Origin of the sequence: Chryseobacterium sp., from assembly GCF_008831505.1 — a bacterium.
Classification (GTDB): Bacteria; Bacteroidota; Bacteroidia; order Flavobacteriales; family Weeksellaceae; genus Marnyiella.
This window is the reverse complement of the sequence record NZ_CP044507.1, coordinates 1885418-1907983: the sequence shown is the minus strand read 5'-3', so window position 1 is coordinate 1907983 and position 22566 is coordinate 1885418. Positions and strand designations below refer to the sequence as shown.

The window sequence follows — 22566 nt, the reverse complement described above, 5'->3', positions numbered from 1 at the left end:
TCAATAAAATTAAGTGGCTGGGAAATTGGAGGTTTGTTGGGTACGGTCATAGCATTGCCTTTTATTATAAAATACAATATTGAAACCCCGGACCAGATATTAGCATGTGCATTATCAGGTCTATTAATCGCATTCATGCCACGCATATGGCGTTGGTTTTAATATTAAATACTGGAAATAATGAAAAGAAAAAATTTAAAGAAGGCTGCGGAATTGGAAACTAAAATAGAAGAACTTACCAAGGAACTGAATAGCTGGGAAACTGCAAAAGCGTTTAACGGATCTTCTAAAATTCAGATTAAAGATGAAGTTTTTGGAATGAATCCTAAATACAGTAATGTTGATCTTAATTTAATTCCCTTCAGTGATTTAAGATCGCAATATTTGGAAAGTCTTAATTATAAAATTGAGTGCTTAGAAAATGAGCTGGAAAAACTTTTAAACGATGGAGATTAACGGCTTTGAGTATCCCAAAGAAGAGGTTGTGGCAGCACTGAAGAAAGTAGGCTACCGCATAGTTTCCCATTCCTTTTACCATGAGGAGCATATACATGGGAGCCGTTTCATTAAGCATCCCTATGAATTGGAATGTGCAGTGAAAGGAGACCAGGAACCAACAGAAGAAACCTACTGGGCTGAAGTAGCTAAAAAAGAATTTGAAAAACCGATTGTAAAACCGCCGCTTGTATAAGCGTGCGGTTTTTTTTGTAGTTTTATAAAAAAAATTAATAAATGAAATACGAAGATTATTTTCAGGATCAAAGCACGATCCAGATCAATGTTATGAAAGTTAACGGTAGAAAACTTACAAAAAGTTTGATAGATCAATTCAAATCAGAATGGCCGTTTGATCCGCTGATGAACTTTACAGGCGAAAAGATTTTTGGTTACGTAAAACTCAAGACAGAGGGAAGAAAGGCTTTGGATCGAATTATTATAGCCCAAAAAGATGGAAAATTGGTTAGGTACTCTTGGGATAAGGCTCGGGAAATTTCTCATATTACTGGAAAATCAAAACTATCCGAAGTGAATAATAATGCTAGTAGGACATTGAGAACTTTATTTGGCGATGAACAATATGGAAAGCTTATAGCTTCAGGCTACTATAATGAGGATCATGAACTATATAAAATAGATGATGTTATGGATGAGAAAGCGTTGGAAAAGCTTATGGAGGTTGCGCACAAAGCCTCTGAATTTCTAAAGGAACTTGAAGAACACCAAATTTTAATCTGATGAAAAAACTATTATTATTTCTGCTGTTTCCTTTTTTGGCATTTACACAGATAAATATTGACAAAACCTGTGCTTTAAGTCAAAATGAAGCGCGGAAGTATGCTGACGAAGTCGTTGCTTTATCAAAAGACAAGTTCAGGTTTTTTACGATTGAAAACAGGCAGGACACAGACCATTATATTTACGTCCCCGCACAAGTAACAGATGCGGACATAGGTACCGGTCATAATTATATGAATTTTGAAACAGTAGAAGTTGTTTATAAGACTTTTATGGATGGGAAAAACGCTGATCTGAAAATTCCTGGTGTGAAAACGTACAGAATGGAAAGGGTTCACGGTCAGTTTCTTAATATATTCCCCTTCTGGCAAAAGTATTATGTACCTGAGGCTACCACCGAAAATTACAAAGATTATCAGATGCGAGAACTGCGAAAGGGTCAAATGTTAGTGAAATTTGTAAATTTGGATGAAGGTTATTGGTATATTGATAATGTTTTCTGTGCGAAAACTTTATAAACTATTGTAAATATGGAATTTACTTCCATATATTTGTATTACTAATAACCGAATGACCAAACGTTTACAGCGTAACACTCTTTTACGATATAAAAATATCCGGGACATCTATCTGCAACATAAAACAGAAGATATTCCGGATACTCGTATTTTAAAGCGGTACATCTACCCTAAATATCCCATTTCCCGCACAACACTTAATACCATACTGAGCACTCCAATTGATAAGCAGCTGGCCGAACTGGAGGCTAACAATTGTGAAGTCCAATAGTGTATACCACCCTTATTTCCTGCACACCGTCATCCCGCCTAACCTGAGAAATACCGGTTCTTATCAGTTTGCCGGTTCCGGATACTGGGTTCCATCCATGCAGTACCTTATGCGCATCGTTTACAATATCCCAAATTTCCCAGGCTTTTGCCTTTTGCGCTGCCGGTGCTTTATAACTGCTGTTGGAGAGCTTCAGTTTAGCAAAGGTCACTTCCACAGTTGCTGTTCCTTCCTGCCGGTTCACCGGTACCGCGCGGAAATCGGTTGCGAGGTTGCTGAATACCGCAGAACTGAGGCTAATCAGCGCGCATGGCCATTGTACCGGGATCTCATTACCGTATAGGTCCAGCTGACCCCAATTCTCATCTACATACTTTATTGCCGTCACTGTTTCGGCTATTTTGGCCTGTATGGCCTGTAATAGTGTATCCATTATGGTTGTAGTTTGTTCAGTATAATATCATTAAGCTCCTTCAGGTGATTGTCTACCACACCGGAAATAACTTCCTTAATTCGTGGGTGGTTCCCGATCACCCGCCGGGAAGGAATCTTTATCTTTTTCCCGATCGGCATCATGGCCAAAGCTTTGAACTGCTGCGCTTCAATAACAATACCTCTGTTTTTGTCATTTAGTTTTACATGCAGGCCCATTGTCTTGGATTGACTGGTTTTCACAGAACCAATGCTTTGGTAGTACATTGCCCAGAAATACCGTTTCATTTTGGCTGTAACCGTAATTTCACCACCTTCATTGTGGATTGAAGCGTAAGGCATTGAGTTCGTGAAAGCAATCTTTTCGCCCTGGATCTTTGCCTGGTATCCACGTCGCAGATTGTTGGTTCTGGCCATCATGGAGCCTTTCCGGTTAATCAGCGAGGTTTTCGGCCACGCCTGGTCAAAGAATGCTTTGCGCTCAAAGTTCCGGTCGAACTCATCCATCATTTCAGTTTTTACGTCTTTGATGATGTTTTGATGAAAAATTTGTAAATCCATTGTCAATTTAAAAATGTTTGTAACTTTGTGGAATATAGTTCCATAATGACTGGCGAAGAAATATACAACAGGCTTTCCATACGTGATCACTCAGGCAGTGAAAAGGATCAGTATGCTCAGTTTCTTCGTACACTGTACAGGTCGCTCACACTTTCGGGACAGCGAAATGAGTTCTTTGAACTCTTGAAGCAAGCTGATGAACAGGGCAAGAAAATTGACCTTAAAGACCATTCCTTAGAAGAGTATGACATTACTTCTTTGGTTTTGGTTTAAGTTTATCTATCAGCTCTACCGATTCGCGGTACAAATCCGGCATTATCTTTTTAAACACTTCATTCCCTGCAAATTTGTTTTCAAATGCATGAGCGATGAATTCCGCTTCTTTATTTCCTTCCCTTTTCCAGTAGTTTGCAGAATGTCCGCTGCCGTAGTTTGGATCCAGTGACATTATAGTGTCTTCCGCTGCGCCTACCTTCTCCAGAAGGTCAAATTTCCCCTTTGTAAACGCCCAGTATCCCATCTTTTCCAGACGCTTTTCAATGGCTGCAAAGTCCAGTTCTTTACGGTATTTATCCATCAGGTCCGTTACCTCTTTTCTTTTCTTCAAATCGGAATGCCAGTCGGCTGCATGACCGAATTCATGATAAACAACCGATTCAGCTTTCCATTTACTTTGCTTTCTCCTCTCATCTATTGGTATTCGTACGATGTTTAAGTCAGGCTGGAAATAGGCACCGGTAGTACCCTTAAGTTCCGGCGGATTGGTCAATGTCAATGGAGTACTTTTCTTAAGGAATTCAAATATCTCCGTATTGACATTTATGCCTAATTTCTTCTCGTAATCCTTCAGCTTCTCAGGCGTAAATTCAGGCTGTAAAATGGTTTTCACATCATCCGCACCCTTCACTTTATTGTATGGATGTTTCGGCGGAAACACCTTCTGTTCCGCTCCCGGATTAAACCTGAAAATTTCACTTTTGTTTTTACCGTCAGGGCCTATTTTAGTCGTTGCACGATCACCCGCTGCATTGGCTTTATCAGAATCAGATACCTCATACTTTGTCTTCAGTACTTCCACGGCCACGCAGCGGCACCGCCAACCGTTCGGGGGATAATAAGTCAGCCAAAACGGATCTTCTACTGGTAGTGTAATATCCTGTAAGGCGGCATGATCCGCACGTACCCGGTCATCATTTGCAGTCCGATACTGTAAATTATACCGGCCTTCCTGGTCTATCGCGGCCCATTTTCCGGCACTTTGGGAACTGGACAGGGCGAACTGCCATTCGGCTTCCAAATAGTTCTGATTGTACTTTGTATTAACCTGGTTGAAATCTTTGGCAAAAGCATCAAATCCGCGGATCTTACCGTCTTCCATAAGCATGGTTGAGGCTTCTAAAAGTTGTGCATGGGTCCGCAGTCCGGAAAAAACAAAGGTGTCATTTTCAAGCTTCGCCAGCATTTCAGCCGGGATATCGTTATCAGTTATTGCCGAGTTAAAAACCTTGTTGGTTTCCTCAATCAGTTTCTGGTATGGTTTGGCGGTAAGATCTTCAGGGCTGTATGATCCTTTTTCGTGCAGGAACTTAAACGCTTTTTCAGCAGCCTTTAAAACAGATTTAAAAACCGGTCCGTCCGACTTCGCAGCAAGATTGATTTTCAGACAGCTTTCGCAACTACAGTCATAAATATATCCTAACCGGGAATGAAGTCCGTTAAAATATTGTTTAGGGCTGACAGGCCGATGTCCAGCAGCCCTTAAACGAAAAAACTTTCAGCTACATTAAGATTGGTTCCCGGTACCGGTGTAGGATTCTGTTTTATGCCGGTTACCTGGATACCGAATTTGTCTTTCACCCATTCCGGATCGACATCAAAATGCTGTAAAGCCTGAACAGTTCTTTCCCACAGTGTACCGAGATCCTCAGAAATTTCCCACTGAAATACATAATCTGCCGGAACAACGCCGATGCGTGCAAGCGCCGGCATTACCTTCGTATTCATGTACATTTCAACCATTGCCATATCGGCAAGAACCAGTTTAGAAAGAAGTTTCTGCGATGCCTGTTCTTTAGAGTTGGATCCGTGCTTTGTGTCCTGACCTACGACGGCACCCGAAATTAAAAGGGAATTTTGATTATCGCAGAAGTTCAATAAATTGCCATACACGTCACCGTTGGTATTCACTCCTTTTGCCCACTCAAAAGATTCTTCTGTATCAATAATGAACCAGGCAGCAGAACCCATGTCCTGCATCATCTTTTTACCACGTGCAACAGCGGCGGGGTCGGATGCATCTGTCTTATACACGCGCGGCGGAATGCCGTAGATCTCGCACAGCTCGGACCAGCACGACTGTGCAAATCTTTTGAATAATGTATGCGGTACCGCTTTGTTTAAGAGCCCTTTTTCACCAGGTTTACCGAATTCCAGAACCCATGTGCCAAATTCGGGAACTTCACGGTATTTGATGCCTTTGTCTTCGTTATAGTCAAACAACATCACACCCTTTTTGCTCAGAACGTTTTGGCGCGGAATCAGATCCGCTTTTAACTGTGGTTCGTTTAAGCCGTCCTGTTTCCAATCCAGTTCAACCAAAGAATGTCCGTAGAACCTGGAATTGATTATATGTGTAATAAGATCATTGAAAAGCTCTGAGTTCTGAAACGTGGTGGTAAGTTCTTCATCAATGTCACCGCCCTTTTTGCTCAGGTTGAAAGATGAACCTAAAGTGTCCTGAATTCTGTTTTCAATCTGAGAGGTCAGCAGCGCATCATCCAGTATACTGTCGTAAAGATTATATAAAAGATAAACAGAAGGGCTGTCTGTATTATTAAAGCCATTTAGTGCCGCCTTCCATTTCGCAATGTCCTGCCGCGTTTGAGTAACGGTTTTTTCAACCAGTTGGGGAAAAAGTTTGTTACCTGTGCTTTTTGCCGTAGTTTTCGCAGCGAGCTGGTTCCGGTTATTGTGATTTCTGTTATTTCGGTTTCTGGCCATAGTGTGTTATTCGTGATTAAATTTTTCGCGTGATCCGTAGATGAAAGGTTCAGTTCCGGTGGTGTCATCCGTTTCCGGAGTTTCGGGAAGTGTTGAAAGTTTTATTTCGCCCCTGGACAACTGGCGCAGCCAGGTAACAGCACGGTCATATCTTTCTTTGGCAGTTTCGTAGATCATATCGGCGTTGCACAGCTCAATAATGTAGAATTTAGCGATGGTTGCCGTCATGCGTACCAGTAAGGCGTTCCTGTCATTCCCTGAAGCACGCAGAATTGCGGGTACATCCAACCGCGGCCGGCCGTCGCTCCATTCTATAGCCGTTAAATAGCTTCTTACCTCCTCTTCAGCTGATGCCATTGCCTGAAGCGGTATATTCTCATCACCTTCTGTGATCTGTTCTATTTGGTAACTGTAAATGGTGGTGCCTAAATCGGCAGTTGTTAGGAACATAGTTTTTTGAATTTTGTTAATATCGGCGGCTTTCTACCTGTCCGGATGCGTACGCCAGATCATCTTTAACCACACGGGTGTCAATCATAGTTTTACCGCCCTCCACGGCATCCGGTCCGTCCATTTCTTTGGAGTCTTTGGAAACTCCCAACCATTCATCTTCCATCTGTACCATCATTGGATTTTCCTTTTCCTTTTCATTGAAAATGATGTTTCCGTCTTCATTGTCGTCGGCCATGTTTTCCAGTCGCTCGAACTTGTCGGCCTTTTTGCGTTTGTCCTCCCTAACCGGAAGTTTTATCCCATGTTCCTTCCTGTATTTTTCCAGAAGCGGTTTTACTACTTGCTGATAATGCGGATCCTGAAGGCTGTTATTTTCGATAAACATCTTTTTCGCGTCAATGCCGTTCCTGTCCAGATAATTGTACGCCTGTCCGATCCAGTTAACCATTTCAGCGTTTGTTGCCTTGCCCAGCCAAACTTTGTAGATGTAATATTTGCCCTCATACAGTCCAACAATTACAACCGCTTTTGATGAACTGTTTTTCTCCTTGTTGTTGGAAGGTGAAGGATCCACGTAAGTCACCACTTTTTCGCATTTCTTCAGCGGCGGACATTTGCCGTAAACCATCTGTTTGAACGTGTCACCTTCAGCAGCGGGGTTGTTGTAATACTCTTTCTGTTCGGCTTTTTTGGAGATCTTCCTTTTGCCTTTGGAATTGTAGAACATCGCCCGGATCATCTCAGGCGTATTTTTGGCCCACGTTGGTTTTCCGGCTTTATCTGTCAAATTCACGATATCCCAACAGTCTGCGAGCTCACCCATGATGGTGATGGTACAGTACTTATGAATGATGTTACCGTTAATGATCACGAGTAACGGAACCGAAACCGAACGCGTGGGAATTACCGCTTCCTGGATCCAGTCGGTGTCTGCTTTCACCCGGTCTTTATTCCGGCATTTTTCGTCGGTATCAAAGTCGTCAATGATTATCGCGTCCGGACGTGCAGCATCGTTCCTGGTTCCTCTGGGTGATTGGCCGGCACCCAGTGCGCGGAATGAAAATCCGGATTTCGTGGTAAACTCATGATCTTCCCACTTTCCAATATTTTTCTGTACCCCGTAATCATTAATGATCCTGTTGTTTGATTCCAGGATGTTTTTATATGGCAAAAGCAGTCGTTTGGCGTTGTCTTCAGTGTTACTGATCATCAGCCAAACTTTCTTCTTTTTAGTGAAGGAAAGGTAAAGCGCTTCCATCATGGTGCGCGCTGACTTTGCAAGCTCACGGGACCAGGAACGCACTTCAAGCCATTCAGGATTATCTACTATTCTCTTAGTTGCTTTTTTGTGAAAAGGTGCAGGTTCCGCGGTGTAGTAAGAAGGGAAATACCACGCAAACCATTTTTCAGGATCCGCTTCCAGGGCTGCGATTCTTTTCTTTTTCTGGACCTCACTTTCGTGTATATCCACGGGTGTGCTTTTCGCAATATTGTTGCGGAAGCTTTCCCATTTCTGAAAAGATTGTTTATCTGCCTGCTTTGCCATTATTTAAGCATTTGGCGGATGAACATGTCAAAGTATTCACTGATGGTTTGGGATAACGGAAAATCAATATCCCGCACGTACTCGCAGAAAGTCATAGCAATCTGTACCGTTTCACCAATGGAGGTTTCGCCTTCCAGCTTGTGGATGGCATTGGTGATTTTGGCAATGGAATCCGTTTCCTTGGAGGTTGGATAATTGGAAAGAACCACCGGATCGTAAGCAGGTGCCTTAGTAAGTGGATTGCCTTCTTTGTCAACTTTTACAGGAACAGTCATTGACTTGGTTACAATCGGCCGGGTTTCAATTTCCTCATTGAGCCTGGCAAGCTGATCGTAAAGCATGGTGATCTGCTGAGCCTTGGTCGTCATTAAAGACTTTTTTAATTTCTTCCATTCGCCGTCATTAGCATCAATCCAGGTTTTCAGCGTTTTTTCGGTAACGCCTACCTTTTCCGCAATCTCCTTTTGCGTAAGGTTCTTTTCGGTATAAAGGAATTTGGCGTACTCCTTCTGTTCGGTCTTTTTGAGTCCCATGGTTAAGTTAGTTTCAGGGACAAAATTGCCATTATGGCCGTCAGATAGAAAGAATGTGTACAGTTTCTGGGCACTGTTGTACAGCTGCTTTACAACTGTGTACAGAAACTGTACAACAATTTTCAAAACACATTTAAGCGGCGGATGTTTGTACCCTAAAACGGACAGAAAAAGATGTCAAGACACAAGTTCACGCTTAACGATGAAACAAAAATAAACCAGTTTGGCTTCCGGGTTTCCAATTCGGGCCTTGACCTGGAACGCTTCCGGGCGAATCCTGTTATCCTGGACAATCATTCCAACAGCAACCTGTCTGTAATTGGACGTTGGGAAAATATACAGATTGAAGGCCATCTGCTTACTGCTGAAGCTGTGTTTGATGATGCGGATCCGAATGCAAAGGAAATAGGACGCAAAGTCGCTCAAGGGTTCATCAAGGGATCCAGTTTAGGTCTTAACCCTTATTCCATGAGCAATTTTGTAATTGCGCCGGATGACACTTATGACCTGGTAAAATCTGAAGTTCTCGAAGCTTCCATAGTACCAATTCCGAACAACGCCAACGCAATTAAACTTTATGCTGCTACAGAAGACAGTAAAAAGGAATTGCATGCACAGGACGTAAGTGAAATTCTGTTAATGGCCTCTGATCTGTCAAAATTTAATCTCAATAACTCCATGAAAAAAATCACCCTTAATCTATCCGCAGTGGCCGCCTTAGGTTTGCCGGATAACACCCTTGAACATGATGAAGCTTTGGTAAACCAAAAAATCATCAATCTGAAATCGGAACTGGATGCAGCCAACGTGAAAATTAAAGGCTTTCAGGATCTGGAAAACGATAAGAAAGCGAAACTTTCCGCGGATACGGTTAAAGCCGATATCGCTGCCGGTAAAATTGATGCTACTAAAGAAGCGGATTACATCAAGCTTCACGCTGAATTCCCGGATCTGTACAAATCCACTGTAACCGATATGCCGGCAAAGAACAAATTAGGCGCTCAGGTTGCCGCAGTACAGTCATCTGATGTGAAAACAATGGATGATTTTGAAAAGCTCAACCTGCATGCTCAGTTGGAATTCAAGAACGCAAACCCAGACGCTTACAAAGCACTCTTTTCATAATTCTTTCTTTCATTTTTACTTTTTTCCAGCCTTCTTTATTCTGAAGGAGGCTGGTTTTTTACAAAACTAATAACCATTAAAACCACAAAATAATGCCAGCAAATTTTCCAGAAATGTGGAGCGCCCGCGTAATTCAGCTATTGACCACCCAAAACGTGGCTCCTTGGTTAGACGGAATCGCAGAGCTTGATACAGACGTCATCGAAATGGGTTCCGGTACAGCCGGCGAAGCCAATTTGATTCATATCCCGGTTGAAACTTTTCAGCCTGAAGTCCTTTTGAATAACAGTACTTACCCAATCGAGGTACAGGAGTTTAGTGATACTGAAGTGATCATTAAACTGGATAAATACCAGACCAAGGCCACGTCCCTTTCGGATGACCAAATTATGGGTGCATCGTATCCGCGTATTGATTCCGCTACAAAGGGGCACGTAACGCAGATCAACAGTACAAAGTACAGAAAAGCGATCCACGCTCAGGCACCGGCAGCAGATACCGCCAAAACGCCTGTCATTAAAATGACTTTCGCAGGTACTGAATCCGGTACCGAAAAGGCAGACATTCTTTTTAACAAAATTGTTGCCCTGAAGGATAAATTCGACAAGCAGGAAGTTCCGGTAGAAGGCAGGCGTTTAGTATTGTCTACTGACCACGAAAACATTCTGTTGCTTGACAGAAACCGATTTGGTAATCTTTTGGCCGACATCAACAGCGGTACAGTAGCAAAGAAAATCGCAGGATTTGAGATTTTCTCCTATGTAGCTAACCCGAAATATTCGGCAGCCGGTGTTAAAAATGCTTTCGGTGCAGTGGGTGAGCCTACTACTGATCTTGTTGCATCTGTGGCATTCCACAAAGACAACGTGGTAAAGAAAACGGGCTTAACAAAACAGTATTTCAGCAAGTCGGACGCATCGCCAACCACGCAGACCAACCTTTTAAACTACCGTCATTATTTCATCGCAATGCCTGCGAAAAATGAAATGATCGGCGCAATCATCTAATTCATTGTTGTGAATATAGAGGTAGTAATTACGGCTTTAGTAGGCATCATCACTTCATTGGCTTCCTGGTTTGCGGCCAGACGGAAAAACCTCGCAGACGTACAGAGCTCTGAGCTTGAAAATGTTGAAAAGGCCGTAAAGTTCTACCGGGAACAGCTTGAAGATATTGCCAACAGATGGAGGGCTGCAACTGATGAAGCTAACACAATGAATCAACTGTACAAACAGGCCATAACGGATCTGAATTCATTGGAAATTAGGTTTAACCAGTTGGCAGATGAGAACAGAGCTCTTATTGAGGAGCTGAAGAAATACAAACAATTAAACGGAAAAATACTTACTCATGAGTAAAGACATTTTTAAAGATAATCCCGAACTGCAGGAATACTTTGAGACGTCCGACGGACAAAAGTTCTATAAAGAAGACCTGGCCAAAAACCACGGGCGTACGCTCAAAGATACTCGCGTTACCACAGTGTTTCGCGATCAGTCCTTGGAAGTTCAAAGGGAATCAGCAAAAGAAATTACTGCTAAAATACCCACAATGGATCTTCAGACTGCACAGGAGTACCTGGAGGCTGAAGTCAGTGACGAACCGCGCAAAACGGTTGTTGCCGCGCTGGAAAAGCGAATTGCAGAATTGGAAGATAATGTAGATCCGGGACAGGAAGGCGGTGCAGGTGCAAACACAAATACTGAAGCCTAATGAAACCCCAAATATCTATCTCATTTACTAATGGCGTCATCGGAGCGGTGACGCCATTGGATACGGGTTGTTTCGGTCTTGTGGCATCTGCTGTGTCTGTGGTAGGCGGTTTTCAGCTTGAAACAGCATACCAGGTTAAAAGCATGAAAGATGTTGCTGATCTCAAACTGGTAGACAGCATTGATAACCACCGGCTGTACAAAGCGCTGGCTGAGTTTTATGATGAAGCCGGATCCGGTACTGAACTGTGGATATACGGAATGCCGAAAACAGCCAAAGTTTCCGATTGGTTTACACCGGTTGCAGGTATTGCACCAGTTGAAAACCTTCTTAATGCAGCGAACGGAAAGATCCGCGGGTTATTCACCGTAAACGATGCAACCGCCGCGCCTGTAATCACTGCCGGAATGGATGCAGATGTTTTGCTTGCAGCCGGAAAAGCTCAGACATTGTTTGAAGACTATACCGCACGTAAGTATGCTCCCTATTTCACGATCCTGGAAGGTTATGCCTTCAGTGGCGTAAAAACCGAACTTACGGATCTAAGTACCCTTAATCACAGTGCAGTGGGTATTCTTATCGGTGATACTGAGACTGCATCAGGATTGACCATGAGCAAAGGGGCTGCGGTAGGTGTACTGGCCGGACGTCTTGCAGCTTATCCTGCCAAAGTAAATGCAGGAAAGGTTATTAACGGAGCTTTGGCCGCACCGCAACTTTTCATCAACGATACACCGGTTGAAAATTACGACTGTGAAGCATTGTATGATAAAGGTTTCATCACCTTCACAACCCACCAGAGCCGCGCCGGATATTTCGTAATGGATGATCCCCTGGCGTGTGATCCGGATGATGATTATCACTACCTGAGCAGACGCAGAATCATTAATGAAGCTTTCCGCTTTTCTTATGATGCCCTGCTTGATTTCTTACTGGATGAAGTTCCGGCAAACAATGACGGAAGCATTATGGCCACTTATGCTAAAACTGTTGAATCTGCGGTTGAACGTAAGATCTCAACCAATATGGGTGATGACCTCAGTAGAGATGTAAACGATCCTAATGACACAGGTGTAAAGTGTTTTGTAAATCCAACGCAGAACATCGTTACCAGTTCCAGACTGGATGTTGTAGTTAGGATCCGTCCTTTCGGATACAACCGCTGGATTGATGTGCTGCTGGGTTTTGAACTTAATTCTTAATTCTGAAATATGGCACAAATAAACGACAGAGAATACGAATGGGCAGATCTTACCCTGATTCTCGGTGGTAGAGACCTAACCCGGTTCCGGGGGTTGAAATACTCTGAAAAGATCGAACGCGAAGCAATCTATGCGAAAGGCCGAAACCCAGTGGCTATTCAATCCGGAAACATGGCCTACGAAGGCGAAATTAAAATGCTGCAGTCTGAGTACGAAGCATTGGTAAAAGCCGGAAAAGGTTCTGTTCTCAGCCTATCGCTGGATGCACTTTGCTGCTACGGAAACCCTGCAAACGGGGACGCAATGATTACCGACCGAATTGAATCGCTACGGTTCACAGAAGCGGCAAAGGAATTTAACCAGGGCGATAAGTTCGCTGAAGTAACGATTCCCTTCATTGCACTGAACATACGAAACCAAATTTAACAATACCTGACAGGCGGTGAACAGCCGCCTGTTTTTTTTTAACACTCACAACAATGTCAAAAAAAATTACTCAAGAACAAATCGACGCCTGGAAAGCTGAGCACGGATCTGTTGCTGCACTTAAAGTTGCTGACAAAATAGGATACGTAAAAAAACCTACGCGCCAGACCATCAGCTACGCTTCACAAGCCGGCGCAAAAGATCCGATGGCTTTTAATGAAATCATTTTAGATCAGTGTTGGTTAGGCGGAGACGAAGAAATTAAAACCGATACAGGGCTCTTTATGTCTGTATCCGGACAGCTTACCAAACTGATCAACATACAGGAAGCTGAACTGGTTTTTTTGTAGAACAGGCAGAAGTGGATCCAGATAGGGACTGGCTTCGTGTCCAGAACGCGCAGCTTACCTATTATTTCCATATACCAGACCCGAACCTGTTAAACGATCGCGAATGGGCGGCAAAGGTCGCCGAACTTAAATACATACGAAAATTAGAGACCGGAAACTAAACCATGACTAACGACTTACTATATAATATCATCGTTCAGATGCAGGGACAGAACAAAGTCCTGGCATCTGTAAATGATATTCAGAAGTCAACCACAAACATGGTGCAGTCCATCAATAAACAATTGTCTGCAATTAAGCTGAATGCAGTTATTGATAATGTGAACCGTGTAGCCGATGGAATTAATTCACTGAACGGTCCAGGCATGGAACTCAGTACTTCCATGTACGACCTACAGGCCATGACAGGCGTTGCAGGTGAAAAATTAAAGGAAATTGAGGGTTATGCCAGGAATGCTTCAAAGACTTTCGGCGGTTCCGCAGCTCAGGGTGTGGAATCTTACAAGTTGATCCTGGGTCAGCTTTCACCGGAAATTGCCAAAGTGCCAACCGCACTGAAAAGCATGGGTGAAACGGTTTCATACACTTCCAAACTCATGGGTGGCAACACCACCGCAGCTACAGAGGTTCTGACCACCGCGATGAACCAGTACGGCATATCGCTCGAAGATCCTACCAAAGCTTCAAAGATAATGGCCGCCATGATGAATGTGATGGCTGCTGCTGCCGGTGAAGGATCTGCCGAACTTCCACAGATCAAACAGGCCCTGGAACAGTCCGGTATGGCTGCCAAAGGTGCGAATGTAGCCTTTGAGGAAACCAACGCGGCTATTCAGGTTCTGGATAAAGCCGGAAAAAAAGGAAGTGAGGGCGGTGTTGCTCTAAGAAACGTACTGGCCACACTTGGACAGGGGCGTTTTTTACCGCAAAAGGTTCAGGAGGAATTCAAATCGATGGGAATTAATATTGATAAACTCAATGATCCATCACTTACCCTTTCCGAAAGACTGAACCATCTGAAACCGCTGCTGAAGGATTCTGCTTTAATGTCCGCTATGTTTGGCAAGGAAAACAGCAACGCGGCCATGGCTCTTATCAGCCAAACCGGTGAAATGGACCGACTAACCAAAGCAGTTAAAGGAACCACTGAAGCGTATGACCAGGCTGCAATCGTTATGGAAAGTCCAGCGGAAAAAAATGCCAGGCTAAAAGCTTCTGTAGATGATCTGAAGATTACACTTTTCAACGCCACAAACGGATGGATGGGATACGCTTCAGTTATTGGAGATACCGCACGGGATGTCGCGAACCTGGCTCCAATTTTCAGCGGTGCAGGATCTGCGCTTTCCTTCCTTACCAATACACAAAAAATGTCTGCGGTATGGACCGGCATAGTAACAAAAGCACAATGGCTTTGGAACGCTGCACTTACAGCTAATCCTATTGGAATTGTGATTGCAGGGGTCGCGGCGCTTGTTGCAATAACGGTCGTTTGCTGGAATAAATTTGAGGGCTTCCGGAAAGTAATCTTTAAAGGTTGGGAAGCCCTGAAGCTCTTTGGAAGTGGCATAAAGGATTATGTGGTGAACCGAATGAAGGAAATGCTGTCCGGTATTTCAGGCATTGGATCCGCACTGGTGTCCTTCTTTTCCGGAAACTGGAAGAAAGCCTGGGAAACCGGCAAAAAAGCCATGTTTGACCTGAGTGGTGCCGGATCCGGAAGTGCAGCAATCAACCACATTAAAGACGGCTGGACGGGCGCAATGAAGGCCGCGGATGCAGCTCATTTAGCTTACAATAAAAAGCGTGACAAGGCAAGCGCTGCCGACGTAAACAGTGGTATTGTAGCCCCTGTGGGTATACCTGGTGTAGATTCCGGAGGCGGTTACGCAGGTGGTGCCGGAAAGGCAGATGAGACTAAAGCCAAAGGCAGGAAAAACAATGAAGCAATCGCTACAGGAGGTCAAAAGCATAATTATATCACTTTACACATAAACGATCTGATAGGTATACAAAACTATAACGGAACCCCCGGATCTGCTGCTGATAAGGCAGGGGAATCAGTACTGGATCAGGTTCTAAGATTAACGGCTTCGGCCATAACAGCAGGTGCATAATGGAATTAACAAACGAAAATATACTACTCGCATCCCTTATGGGAAGTAAAGTAATAAAACAAATCCCACGCTTTGAAGCAGTTCAAAATGAGCTCTCTAAACATGTATTGCCTCCAGTGAAATTCCTGCCTGTCAACAGTGCGGCACAGCGTGTGGGTGATTCTGAAAATTATTCCGCGGGTTTTGACCTGTGGCAGAATGATGCTGCAATACCAAAAGGACGGCAGTTTTTTCCGTTGTCTTTCTATTCCCAGGATGAGCAAACATTGTGGACGCTGCCATGGGAACCAATGATCAACATTGAAGCTTCAAACCGAATTATCAAAAGAGACATCGCAAAGAAGGGAGCAGGTTTGATTGGTTCCATAAAAGAAAGATGGTCAACAGATGACTACAATATTACAATTACAGGTGCTTTTTACGGTAACAAAATGCAGGGACAATCAAGTGAGACCTATCCAAGAACTGATATGGACAAGTTGCGGGATCTGTTGTTAACTCCTGCCAAAATAAAGGTTCTATGTGAGCCGCTACAAATCTTGAACATCAATCACATCGTAATCGAATCCGTGTCCTTTCCTTTTACAAAAGGTGAGAATGTACAGGCCTACGAAATAAAGGCAGTAAGTGATTTTCCTTACAACCTAATCTATAAAAGAAAAACAGGAGTTCTGGAAGTTGGAATGCCTGTAGGTGGTGCACCTGAAGTTTAAAGCCATGTATCAACTAAACTGGAATATTACTTTTAAAAACAAGTCCGGAACCTGGGGCCTGGGCATTCTTGCTGAATGCACAATAGAAAAAAGTGTGAAGAACCTGGCGGATTACGCAACAATTATTCTGCCTGAGGCGGATATGAACAAGGTTCTGAATGTTCAGCAATCTATCGGCCGTGGTGACCAGGTAAACATCCGGCTGGGTTATGATGCAGATCTGGAAACTGAATTTATAGGGTTTGTAAAGGAGATTACCACCAATGACAGCGCAATACAGATCCACTGTGAAGATGGTTTATTCCTCTTCAGAAAAGGCGTTCCAAATAAAGAATTCAAACCAGCTACAGTAAAGCAGATTGCGCAGTATCTGGTAGATCAGATTGACAAAAGTTATAAGGTAGTTTGTGATTACGACATTCCGTATGATAAGTTCACCATTTACCAGGCTACCGGCTTTGATGTGTTGGCAAAGCTTCAGGAGGAAACGGGTGCTGATATCTATTTTGATATGCGGAACAAAGAACTGCACATTCATCCGGCTTATACCAGAAAAGGAGGTGAAGCGGATTATAGCATGCAGCACAATATTGAAACCAGTTCGCTGGAATACAAATCTGCTGAAGACAGAAAAGTAGAAGTAACAGTGGAAAGCGTGGGACTGGATGGCAAAACCATCAGTACCACTGTAGGAACCACAGGCGGCGAAAAGATTACCAGAAAGATGGGCAGAATGTCAGCTGCTGCGATTAAGATAATCGCAAACACGGAATATAAAAACAAAATGGCTCCCGGATATGAAGGTTCTTTTAATGCCTGGCTCATCCCGTATGTGGAACCCAGTTACACAATAGGAATATATGATGATGATTATCCTTACAAGGATGGCCGGTACTATTGTGAAAGTGTCATAACGTCTTTCAGTGAGGCCGGTGGTGTAAGAACCGTAACACCCGGAATAAAATTGAGCAAATAATGAGTGCAGATAAGATTGCGCAGCTGAAAGATAATTTACGAAAGATTGTGGCTGCAAGGCCAAACCTTCCGATTGATGGTATTGTAAAAGCTGTAAATGGTGATACCTGTTCGGTATCAATTGACGGTTTCGAGATATCAGATATACGGCTCAGAGTGACCGTGGACGGAAAAGATAATTTACTAATTGTCCCGAAAGTTGGAAGCCGGGTTCTGATGCTGAGCACTGACGGAACCATAGGAAACCTGACCGTAATAAAATGTGATGTTGCCGAAAGAATCATTTTCAATGAAAATGGGCTACAGGTAGAGATTGACAGTGCCAGTGGCAAAGTAAAGGTGAAGAATGAGACCACAAGTCTTAAAACGCTTTTTGAACAGCTGACAGATATTCTGAAGACATTGAAAGTGTTTACGCCAGCCGGACCATCAGGCACCCCGCTGCCGGATACACTCGCAAAGGTGATGCAGTTTGAAACCGAATTTAAAACGATTTTAAAATGAGTTTAAGCAGTACGAAAGCAGCAGCAAAAGCAGAAATAAAATTGATTCTGGAAGAAATGCTGACGCGTGAAAATAATTCGACTGAAGAGTTTGCGAACCGTCTTGTGGATGTTATTGAAAATTGGCTAAAGAATGCCACTATCAAATACATCAACGGTCTCAGTGCACCGAATGGCCCCGTGCAAGGATCCTTTAACGGTAAGTTGGAGTAATGAAAAGTAAAGCAACAGGAATCCAGTACCGGGGCGGTGATGTGTACGATCTTGAAATAAGGGTGCAGAAGGATGCAGCCGGTAAGATCATGAGCGGATTTGTAGTTGGACCTACTATAGAGCAGAATATGGCTTGCCTGCTGATTGCCGAACCGGGTGATTATAAGTTTGATTTCGGTTTGGGTGTCGGTTTGCGTTCCGCGCTGCTGGATGAAGATCTATTAAAGTACCGCCACGCGATAAAGCAGCACTTTGCACAGGATGGGCTTAATGTCAGGCATCTGGAATTATATAACCTGGAAACATTTTCAATAAATGCAGAATATGAATAGAGCGCAGCAGGGGCAAAGCTTTTTGGATGTTGTGGCTCAGCAAACCGGATCCTTTGAAGAGATTATAAGCGCGGCATTGTTAAACAACAGATCGCTTACAGAAGACCTTCAGGTCAACACTTTAGTAAAAGTTACCGACGGTATTGCGCTGAGAAATAACAGACCGGCAACGGCATTGAGGAGTACATTGCACCCAGGTTCACAACAAAAGGGAATCGGATTTATGAGTATTGGATCCACATTTAAAATAAGCTAAATGGCCAGAACAGTAACAGAAATTAAAAACAGTATCAGTGCCGCTTTTGTGGCCAACAGTTCTGTGCAGCAATTATATGCATTAGATCCTGCGCAGGATTTCAATGATCAGTTTTCCATTGTCTCGTTTGAATCTGTGTTTTTCGACGTAATTGCGCGTATTGTATGGACGCTGGAAAGCATATTTGACGTGCATAAGGCTGAAACAGCCGAAATGATCAGTCAACAAAAAGTTCCCGGACTCAGATGGTACCGTAACCTGGCTTTGAGGTTTCAATACGGTTTTGATTTAGTGGATGAAACAGATCAGTTCCGCCCGGACTATTTTGAACCCGGAAGCAATCAATGGATTACCGCAACACCTGATCAGGTACAGGCCTCTAAAATTATAAAGTACGCAGCTGTAACTAAAGTAGACGGTGCGTCCAAAATAAGTATGAAAATCGCACCCGAAAATGGTGATGACATATTCACAAATGACCAGATGACTGCGTTCGCTGAATACATTGAAGAAACGCAGGCGGCCGGTGATCATATTGTGATTGTAAATTATAAACCGGATATCCTGAAGATCAATTTCCGAATAGTTTATGATCCATTGGTTTTGCTATCCAACGGCATGAGCATACTGACAGGTGCCGAACCTGTGAAAGAAGCAATACACAAGTTCCTGAAGAACCTTCCATTTAATGGTGAATTGTCCGTGCAGAAACTTGAAGCGGCTGTTATGGCTGCTGAAGGTGTGAAGGATTTGCAAAATCTACAGGTTTCAACCAAATGGATCGAACCAGGTGTGGGTTACGGTCTTCTACAGCCCGTACAGATTAGCAGTATCCCTAAAAGTGGCCGATTTACCCTAATTGATGACGTTACCCAACAGGAAGACTGGACCGGATTAGAATACATACTGTGATGAATATATATCAATTTGACGTCCGGAAATACGCACTACTGCTCACACCACCGTTTTTGCGCGGGAATCTATTTACAGCACTTCTGTTTGCGTTCTGTGAACCCCTGGCAGAACTTTACATAAACTTTTTGCGAAACAGGAAACAGAACCTGATCCGGATGAACCACAATTACCAAAAGTTTTCGGTTCAGCAAAGGTTAAACAACGCTTTTGATCCTATAGAACGCAGAATCCGGATTGTGAACGCGGTGCAGTATGAAGGGGTTTATCTGTACACAGAGGCTGAAGACGATGCAGCCTATACAAAGACCCAGTGGTTAAGTGATAATCCCCTCTATCTGCGAACTGAGGCAGAGCTGACCAGTGAGTTTGACTTTATTGTTGAAATACCAAATACCAATATTAACCTTTACCAGTTACGCGCTGAAATTGATTTTTATATCCTGCCTTCAAAGCGTTACGAAATAGTGATAATTTAACCATGAAGCTTTCTTTTAAATTCCTGCAAACTGGCGGTATGCCGCTTACAAATGACCTGATGGCCCTGATTGAAGAGGCATACGGAATATTTGAAGTTCTGGGCGATCTGGCCGGACATCTTACCATCCTATCCGGGTGCGTAGTGAACGGTTCCAATGTCAGCCCCGGCATTGTGGCCATTGACGGCAAACTGTACTACTTTGAAGGTGGTTTGGCCACTGCAACGGTTTTTATAAACACTCAGGAAGTGCCTAAAGTGTTCCAGGATCAAACCAGCAAAACGCTGATTGAAATCCGGACGGTGCGCTTCGGTAACTCAGTTGCTCCTAACCTGTATAATTGGGCCGATTTTACACGGCTGAAGACCCTGAAGGAAATGCAGGACTATGCCACACAGGCGCAAATTGCCGCTTTACAGGAACAAATAAACCTTCTGGCAATAAAGACGGCCCCAATCATTAACGGCGGCATTGTATGGCCCTGGAGAAAGCCGGCAGCCGATATACCGACAGGTTGGAAAGAATGCATTGATCTGCGTGGTAAAACCATCTTTGGCCGTGATCCTAACGACACCACTTTTGCCAACCTGGGCAATACGATCGGTACCAAAACCAAAACGATTGCAAAGGTTAATCTACCGGCTGTAGGACTTTCCTATGAAGATGTAGAACCCGGCACACCGGACTGGATGGGCGGCGGTTTCGATGGGGGTAATAACAAGTTTACCCGCCGAAATAAAACCACTGCAAATATGGGAAGCGGTACCCCTATGGACGTACTGAACCCCGGCCGTATTGTGAATTTCATAGAACCTGATTTACCTTAACATGAGCACACCTTTAAATACGATATTCTCCTGGTTTGAGACCGGCGACTTTCCGACACAGGCCCAGTTTCAGGCCACATTTTCAAGCTTTTTTCACAGGGATGATACTATTCCCATTAGTAAAGTAGAGGGATTAGCTAATATGTTCCAGGGGCTTGCCTCCTCGCAAACATTGAATTTGCATATTAATGATGCTGATGCGCACGCTAATGTTTTGGCCAAGAGGGATGCAGAAAACATAACTGCAGAACATGCGCTGCGTTGGAAGGATAAACTGGGAATTACCTACATGGCCACTATTGACAGCGATCCGGAAGCTGATGACGGCAATGTGTATGATAAGGAACAAATCACCGCATTCTTTGCCACTGTGAACCAGGCCTACACCGAGTGGGGTAATATGATTCAGGAAATTAGGCAGGCCCTGATGTCAAACGATCTTAACCTGGACGAACTTCAGGAGATCGTAAACTACATTAAGGAAAACCGGCAGCAGATTGATGATCTGGAAGAAATTATCATGGGTAATACCACTGATGATAAAATCAGTCTGAGGGATGAATATCCGGAACTGGGCAATCCGGAAACTCAGCAGGCTTTCAATGTAATTATTGCTCAGACGGTGCAGGATCTCAAAGATGTAGACAATGACATGGTGAAAACAATTAATGGATCGTCACAGTTTGCACATGCTTTCGGAACCAATAAACTGATCGTGCAGGTCCGGGACAGCGTGACCGGCAAAAGTATGCTGTGTGAAGATTACGTGACCAATACGCATGTACAAATTAATTTTTTAGAAGACTTACAAAATCCGGCACACGTGCTAATAACCAAAATAAACATTTAAAATGTCAGATTATCCGATTATTGACCTGAACGGTCACGTTGAACATTACTTTGGAGAAGCCAGAAGGTTCAGGCTACAGAAATTTACAGATTTTCCTTCAACTGTTGGCGTTCCTGCCGGTTGGTTGGTAGACGTGAATGATACAATACAGCACTGGAACGGCAGCCAGTGGATCAATTTAGGTCACATTTATACGCACCCAAATTTTCCGCTTGCGACTAATCCGTTTTCAGTGGCCAAGACTTCTGGTCTGGAAATCCTTTCCCAACTTTCTTTTAACGATTCAGGACACCCAACGGCTGTAGGTTCCAGAATGCTTACCAACGCCGATATTGTAAGCATCTTTTTGAATGATGCCATACAGTCCGGCACTTTCACCTGGTCTTCCAATAAGATAAAAGATTATGTGGAAAGCTATATTTCGCAGGGGCTTACAGGTGCACTCGTTTGGCAGGCTACCAATTACATTCCCGCTGCTACACAGGGAGCAATGACGGCACCGCTGCCAGTATCTTCAGCAACAATAAAGCAAGGTATGACCTGGGTGGTATCTCAGCCGGGTTTTGTGGGTGCTGATGCAGTTTCAGCTGGTGATATGATCATTGCGAAAATTGATAATGCATCGAATAGCCCGGCAAACTATCAAGTAGTAAACAAAAACATTGAGGACATTGTAGCTGCAACGGAACTGGTGAAAGGTATTTTACAGCTCGCAACCAATGCGGAAGCAATTGCCGGTACCAACGCAGAAAAAGCAATGACACCCAAATCAACAAAGGCAGTTCTGGACGCAAAGGTTCGTTCCAGCACCTTCAACTTTGGCGATGGCAGTTCTACAAGTTTTACGTTCACGCACAACTTCGGAACCATGAATCTGGACGCTGTGGTTTTCAGGAATACCGACAATACTAAAATACACTGTGCAACCAAAACCCCAACGGCTAACACTGTAAAAGTGGACGTTTACGCCCCACTGAGCGTGAATGAATACAGAATCACAATTACTGCAAGAATAGATTAATA

Annotated in this window: 31 protein-coding genes; 24 read left to right on the top strand and 7 right to left on the bottom strand. The window is 43.6% G+C overall.

Features of this window, described 5'->3' with window-relative positions; all coding sequences use genetic code 11:
* Positions 1-180: 180 nt before the first annotated feature.
* From F7R58_RS08860 to F7R58_RS08845, 4 genes are read left to right on the top strand one after another with little or no spacing between them, the layout of a single operon-like run.
* On the top strand, positions 181-456 hold the full coding sequence (locus F7R58_RS08860; RefSeq protein ID WP_158064573.1) for a hypothetical protein: 276 nt from the start codon (positions 181-183) through the stop codon (positions 454-456).
* Positions 446-691, top strand: a complete 246-nt coding sequence (locus tag F7R58_RS08855) for a hypothetical protein (RefSeq protein ID WP_158064572.1) — start codon at positions 446-448, stop codon at positions 689-691. The genes F7R58_RS08860 and F7R58_RS08855 overlap by 11 nt, the downstream gene beginning before the upstream one ends.
* 41 nt (positions 692-732) lie before the next feature.
* Positions 733-1236, top strand: coding sequence for a hypothetical protein (locus F7R58_RS08850; protein WP_158064571.1), 504 nt, complete (start codon positions 733-735; stop codon positions 1234-1236).
* Positions 1236-1754, top strand: coding sequence for a hypothetical protein (locus F7R58_RS08845; RefSeq protein WP_158064570.1), 519 nt, complete (start codon positions 1236-1238; stop codon positions 1752-1754). Before F7R58_RS08850 ends, F7R58_RS08845 begins: the two co-directional genes overlap by 1 nt.
* A 248-nt stretch (positions 1755-2002) precedes the next feature.
* On the opposite strand, the gene F7R58_RS08835 is transcribed toward F7R58_RS08845, so the two are convergent.
* Together F7R58_RS08835 and F7R58_RS08830 are read right to left on the bottom strand one after the other, a co-directional pair.
* Positions 2003-2458 (bottom strand): hypothetical protein, encoded by a 456-nt coding sequence (locus tag F7R58_RS08835; protein WP_229723800.1) that lies wholly within the window; start codon positions 2456-2458, stop codon positions 2003-2005.
* Entirely contained in the window at positions 2458-3018 is a 561-nt protein-coding gene (locus tag F7R58_RS08830) for a phage virion morphogenesis protein (RefSeq protein WP_158064567.1), read from the bottom strand. Before F7R58_RS08830 ends, F7R58_RS08835 begins: the two co-directional genes overlap by 1 nt.
* A gap of 45 nt (positions 3019-3063) precedes the next feature.
* Between F7R58_RS08830 and F7R58_RS08825 the strand changes: the two genes are divergently transcribed.
* Positions 3064-3291 carry a hypothetical protein gene (locus F7R58_RS08825; RefSeq protein ID WP_158064566.1) on the top strand — a complete coding sequence of 76 codons (228 nt, stop codon included), beginning with the start codon at positions 3064-3066 and terminating at the stop codon, positions 3289-3291.
* On the opposite strand, the gene F7R58_RS08820 is transcribed toward F7R58_RS08825, so the two are convergent.
* The 5 genes from F7R58_RS08820 to F7R58_RS08800 all read right to left on the bottom strand — a co-directional run bounded on the left by F7R58_RS08820 (position 3269) and on the right by F7R58_RS08800 (position 8676).
* The gene (locus tag F7R58_RS08820; protein ID WP_158064565.1) at positions 3269-4480 is read right to left on the bottom strand and encodes a phage minor head protein; all 1212 of its coding nucleotides are present in this window, start codon (positions 4478-4480) and stop codon (positions 3269-3271) included. The genes F7R58_RS08825 and F7R58_RS08820 overlap by 23 nt on opposite strands.
* Before the next feature lie 296 nt (positions 4481-4776).
* A complete protein-coding gene (locus tag F7R58_RS08815) occupies positions 4777-6018 on the bottom strand; it encodes a DUF935 family protein (RefSeq protein ID WP_158064564.1) in 1242 nt (413 codons plus the stop codon).
* 6 nt (positions 6019-6024) lie between these two features.
* Complete coding sequence (locus F7R58_RS08810) at positions 6025-6468, bottom strand: phage protein Gp36 family protein (RefSeq protein ID WP_158064563.1); 444 nt, start codon at positions 6466-6468, stop codon at positions 6025-6027.
* A gap of 16 nt (positions 6469-6484) precedes the next feature.
* Entirely contained in the window at positions 6485-8017 is a 1533-nt protein-coding gene (locus tag F7R58_RS08805) for a hypothetical protein (protein ID WP_158064562.1), read from the bottom strand.
* Positions 8017-8676, bottom strand: coding sequence for a hypothetical protein (locus tag F7R58_RS08800; RefSeq protein WP_158064561.1), 660 nt, complete (start codon positions 8674-8676; stop codon positions 8017-8019). Before F7R58_RS08800 ends, F7R58_RS08805 begins: the two co-directional genes overlap by 1 nt.
* Positions 8677-8724: 48 nt before the next feature.
* Between F7R58_RS08800 and F7R58_RS08795 the strand changes: the two genes are divergently transcribed.
* The 19 genes from F7R58_RS08795 (at position 8725) to F7R58_RS08705 (ending at position 22564) form a co-directional block, all read left to right on the top strand.
* On the top strand, positions 8725-9675 hold the full coding sequence (locus tag F7R58_RS08795; RefSeq protein WP_158064560.1) for a hypothetical protein: 951 nt from the start codon (positions 8725-8727) through the stop codon (positions 9673-9675).
* Between the two features lie 92 nt (positions 9676-9767).
* Complete coding sequence (locus F7R58_RS08790; protein ID WP_158064559.1) at positions 9768-10682, top strand: hypothetical protein; 915 nt, start codon at positions 9768-9770, stop codon at positions 10680-10682.
* A gap of 9 nt (positions 10683-10691) precedes the next feature.
* Complete coding sequence (locus tag F7R58_RS08785; protein WP_158064558.1) at positions 10692-11033, top strand: hypothetical protein; 342 nt, start codon at positions 10692-10694, stop codon at positions 11031-11033.
* Entirely contained in the window at positions 11026-11388 is a 363-nt protein-coding gene (locus F7R58_RS08780) for a hypothetical protein (RefSeq protein ID WP_158064557.1), read from the top strand. Before F7R58_RS08785 ends, F7R58_RS08780 begins: the two co-directional genes overlap by 8 nt.
* Positions 11388-12590, top strand: a complete 1203-nt coding sequence (locus F7R58_RS08775) for a DUF2586 family protein (RefSeq protein WP_158064556.1) — start codon at positions 11388-11390, stop codon at positions 12588-12590. Before F7R58_RS08780 ends, F7R58_RS08775 begins: the two co-directional genes overlap by 1 nt.
* Positions 12591-12599: 9 nt before the next feature.
* Positions 12600-13016: a hypothetical protein gene (locus F7R58_RS08770; RefSeq protein ID WP_158064555.1), complete on the top strand. Its 417-nt coding sequence runs from the start codon at positions 12600-12602 to the stop codon at positions 13014-13016.
* A 53-nt stretch (positions 13017-13069) separates the two neighbouring features.
* The gene (locus F7R58_RS08765; RefSeq protein WP_158064554.1) at positions 13070-13366 is read left to right on the top strand and encodes a hypothetical protein; all 297 of its coding nucleotides are present in this window, start codon (positions 13070-13072) and stop codon (positions 13364-13366) included.
* A 164-nt stretch (positions 13367-13530) separates the two neighbouring features.
* A complete protein-coding gene (locus F7R58_RS08760) occupies positions 13531-15483 on the top strand; it encodes a phage tail tape measure protein (protein ID WP_158064553.1) in 1953 nt (650 codons plus the stop codon).
* Positions 15483-16196 (top strand): DUF6046 domain-containing protein, encoded by a 714-nt coding sequence (locus tag F7R58_RS08755; RefSeq protein WP_158064552.1) that lies wholly within the window; start codon positions 15483-15485, stop codon positions 16194-16196. The genes F7R58_RS08760 and F7R58_RS08755 overlap by 1 nt, the downstream gene beginning before the upstream one ends.
* 4 nt (positions 16197-16200) lie before the next feature.
* Complete coding sequence (locus F7R58_RS08750) at positions 16201-17172, top strand: hypothetical protein (protein WP_158064551.1); 972 nt, start codon at positions 16201-16203, stop codon at positions 17170-17172.
* A complete protein-coding gene (locus F7R58_RS08745) occupies positions 17172-17675 on the top strand; it encodes a hypothetical protein (RefSeq protein WP_158064550.1) in 504 nt (167 codons plus the stop codon). Before F7R58_RS08750 ends, F7R58_RS08745 begins: the two co-directional genes overlap by 1 nt.
* Positions 17672-17887 carry a hypothetical protein gene (locus F7R58_RS08740; RefSeq protein WP_158064549.1) on the top strand — a complete coding sequence of 72 codons (216 nt, stop codon included), beginning with the start codon at positions 17672-17674 and terminating at the stop codon, positions 17885-17887. Before F7R58_RS08745 ends, F7R58_RS08740 begins: the two co-directional genes overlap by 4 nt.
* Positions 17887-18219: a hypothetical protein gene (locus F7R58_RS08735; protein ID WP_158064548.1), complete on the top strand. Its 333-nt coding sequence runs from the start codon at positions 17887-17889 to the stop codon at positions 18217-18219. Before F7R58_RS08740 ends, F7R58_RS08735 begins: the two co-directional genes overlap by 1 nt.
* Positions 18212-18475 (top strand): hypothetical protein, encoded by a 264-nt coding sequence (locus tag F7R58_RS08730; RefSeq protein WP_158064547.1) that lies wholly within the window; start codon positions 18212-18214, stop codon positions 18473-18475. The genes F7R58_RS08735 and F7R58_RS08730 overlap by 8 nt, the downstream gene beginning before the upstream one ends.
* The gene (locus F7R58_RS08725; protein WP_158064546.1) at positions 18476-19387 is read left to right on the top strand and encodes a hypothetical protein; all 912 of its coding nucleotides are present in this window, start codon (positions 18476-18478) and stop codon (positions 19385-19387) included. It abuts the gene before it with no gap.
* The gene (locus F7R58_RS08720) at positions 19387-19866 is read left to right on the top strand and encodes a hypothetical protein (RefSeq protein ID WP_158064545.1); all 480 of its coding nucleotides are present in this window, start codon (positions 19387-19389) and stop codon (positions 19864-19866) included. Before F7R58_RS08725 ends, F7R58_RS08720 begins: the two co-directional genes overlap by 1 nt.
* A gap of 2 nt (positions 19867-19868) precedes the next feature.
* Complete coding sequence (locus F7R58_RS08715; protein WP_158064544.1) at positions 19869-20693, top strand: hypothetical protein; 825 nt, start codon at positions 19869-19871, stop codon at positions 20691-20693.
* 1 nt (position 20694) lies between these two features.
* Positions 20695-21543 (top strand): hypothetical protein, encoded by an 849-nt coding sequence (locus tag F7R58_RS08710; RefSeq protein WP_158064543.1) that lies wholly within the window; start codon positions 20695-20697, stop codon positions 21541-21543.
* Between the two features lies 1 nt (position 21544).
* Positions 21545-22564 (top strand): hypothetical protein, encoded by a 1020-nt coding sequence (locus F7R58_RS08705; RefSeq protein ID WP_158064542.1) that lies wholly within the window; start codon positions 21545-21547, stop codon positions 22562-22564.
* The last annotated feature ends 2 nt before the right edge of the window (positions 22565-22566 follow it).

Bases quoted from the DNA above. Each gene is read 5' to 3' on its own strand.
- F7R58_RS08770 (WP_158064555.1), top strand. From the start codon at position 12,600: ATGGCACAAATAAACGACAGAGAATACGAATGGGCAGATCTTACCCTG.
- F7R58_RS08825 (WP_158064566.1), top strand. From the start codon at position 3,064: ATGACTGGCGAAGAAATATACAACAGGCTTTCCATACGTGATCACTCA.
- F7R58_RS08755 (WP_158064552.1), top strand. From the start codon at position 15,483: ATGGAATTAACAAACGAAAATATACTACTCGCATCCCTTATGGGAAGT.
- F7R58_RS08705 (WP_158064542.1), top strand. From the start codon at position 21,545: ATGTCAGATTATCCGATTATTGACCTGAACGGTCACGTTGAACATTAC.
- F7R58_RS08810 (WP_158064563.1), bottom strand. From the start codon at position 6,468: ATGTTCCTAACAACTGCCGATTTAGGCACCACCATTTACAGTTACCAA.
- F7R58_RS08850 (WP_158064571.1), top strand. From the start codon at position 733: ATGAAATACGAAGATTATTTTCAGGATCAAAGCACGATCCAGATCAAT.
- F7R58_RS08750 (WP_158064551.1), top strand. From the start codon at position 16,201: ATGTATCAACTAAACTGGAATATTACTTTTAAAAACAAGTCCGGAACC.
- F7R58_RS08830 (WP_158064567.1), bottom strand. From the start codon at position 3,018: ATGGATTTACAAATTTTTCATCAAAACATCATCAAAGACGTAAAAACT.
- F7R58_RS08760 (WP_158064553.1), top strand. From the start codon at position 13,531: ATGACTAACGACTTACTATATAATATCATCGTTCAGATGCAGGGACAG.
- F7R58_RS08725 (WP_158064546.1), top strand. From the start codon at position 18,476: ATGGCCAGAACAGTAACAGAAATTAAAAACAGTATCAGTGCCGCTTTT.
- F7R58_RS08780 (WP_158064557.1), top strand. From the start codon at position 11,026: ATGAGTAAAGACATTTTTAAAGATAATCCCGAACTGCAGGAATACTTT.
- F7R58_RS08715 (WP_158064544.1), top strand. From the start codon at position 19,869: ATGAAGCTTTCTTTTAAATTCCTGCAAACTGGCGGTATGCCGCTTACA.
- F7R58_RS08710 (WP_158064543.1), top strand. From the start codon at position 20,695: ATGAGCACACCTTTAAATACGATATTCTCCTGGTTTGAGACCGGCGAC.
- F7R58_RS08845 (WP_158064570.1), top strand. From the start codon at position 1,236: ATGAAAAAACTATTATTATTTCTGCTGTTTCCTTTTTTGGCATTTACA.
- F7R58_RS08775 (WP_158064556.1), top strand. From the start codon at position 11,388: ATGAAACCCCAAATATCTATCTCATTTACTAATGGCGTCATCGGAGCG.
- F7R58_RS08745 (WP_158064550.1), top strand. From the start codon at position 17,172: ATGAGTGCAGATAAGATTGCGCAGCTGAAAGATAATTTACGAAAGATT.
- F7R58_RS08860 (WP_158064573.1), top strand. From the start codon at position 181: ATGAAAAGAAAAAATTTAAAGAAGGCTGCGGAATTGGAAACTAAAATA.
- F7R58_RS08730 (WP_158064547.1), top strand. From the start codon at position 18,212: ATGAATAGAGCGCAGCAGGGGCAAAGCTTTTTGGATGTTGTGGCTCAG.
- F7R58_RS08735 (WP_158064548.1), top strand. From the start codon at position 17,887: ATGAAAAGTAAAGCAACAGGAATCCAGTACCGGGGCGGTGATGTGTAC.
- F7R58_RS08815 (WP_158064564.1), bottom strand. From the start codon at position 6,018: ATGGCCAGAAACCGAAATAACAGAAATCACAATAACCGGAACCAGCTC.
- F7R58_RS08790 (WP_158064559.1), top strand. From the start codon at position 9,768: ATGCCAGCAAATTTTCCAGAAATGTGGAGCGCCCGCGTAATTCAGCTA.
- F7R58_RS08805 (WP_158064562.1), bottom strand. From the start codon at position 8,017: ATGGCAAAGCAGGCAGATAAACAATCTTTTCAGAAATGGGAAAGCTTC.
- F7R58_RS08855 (WP_158064572.1), top strand. From the start codon at position 446: ATGGAGATTAACGGCTTTGAGTATCCCAAAGAAGAGGTTGTGGCAGCA.
- F7R58_RS08720 (WP_158064545.1), top strand. From the start codon at position 19,387: ATGAATATATATCAATTTGACGTCCGGAAATACGCACTACTGCTCACA.
- F7R58_RS08765 (WP_158064554.1), top strand. From the start codon at position 13,070: ATGTCAAAAAAAATTACTCAAGAACAAATCGACGCCTGGAAAGCTGAG.
- F7R58_RS08795 (WP_158064560.1), top strand. From the start codon at position 8,725: ATGTCAAGACACAAGTTCACGCTTAACGATGAAACAAAAATAAACCAG.
- F7R58_RS08835 (WP_229723800.1), bottom strand. From the start codon at position 2,458: ATGGATACACTATTACAGGCCATACAGGCCAAAATAGCCGAAACAGTG.
- F7R58_RS08740 (WP_158064549.1), top strand. From the start codon at position 17,672: ATGAGTTTAAGCAGTACGAAAGCAGCAGCAAAAGCAGAAATAAAATTG.
- F7R58_RS08820 (WP_158064565.1), bottom strand. From the start codon at position 4,480: ATGCTGGCGAAGCTTGAAAATGACACCTTTGTTTTTTCCGGACTGCGG.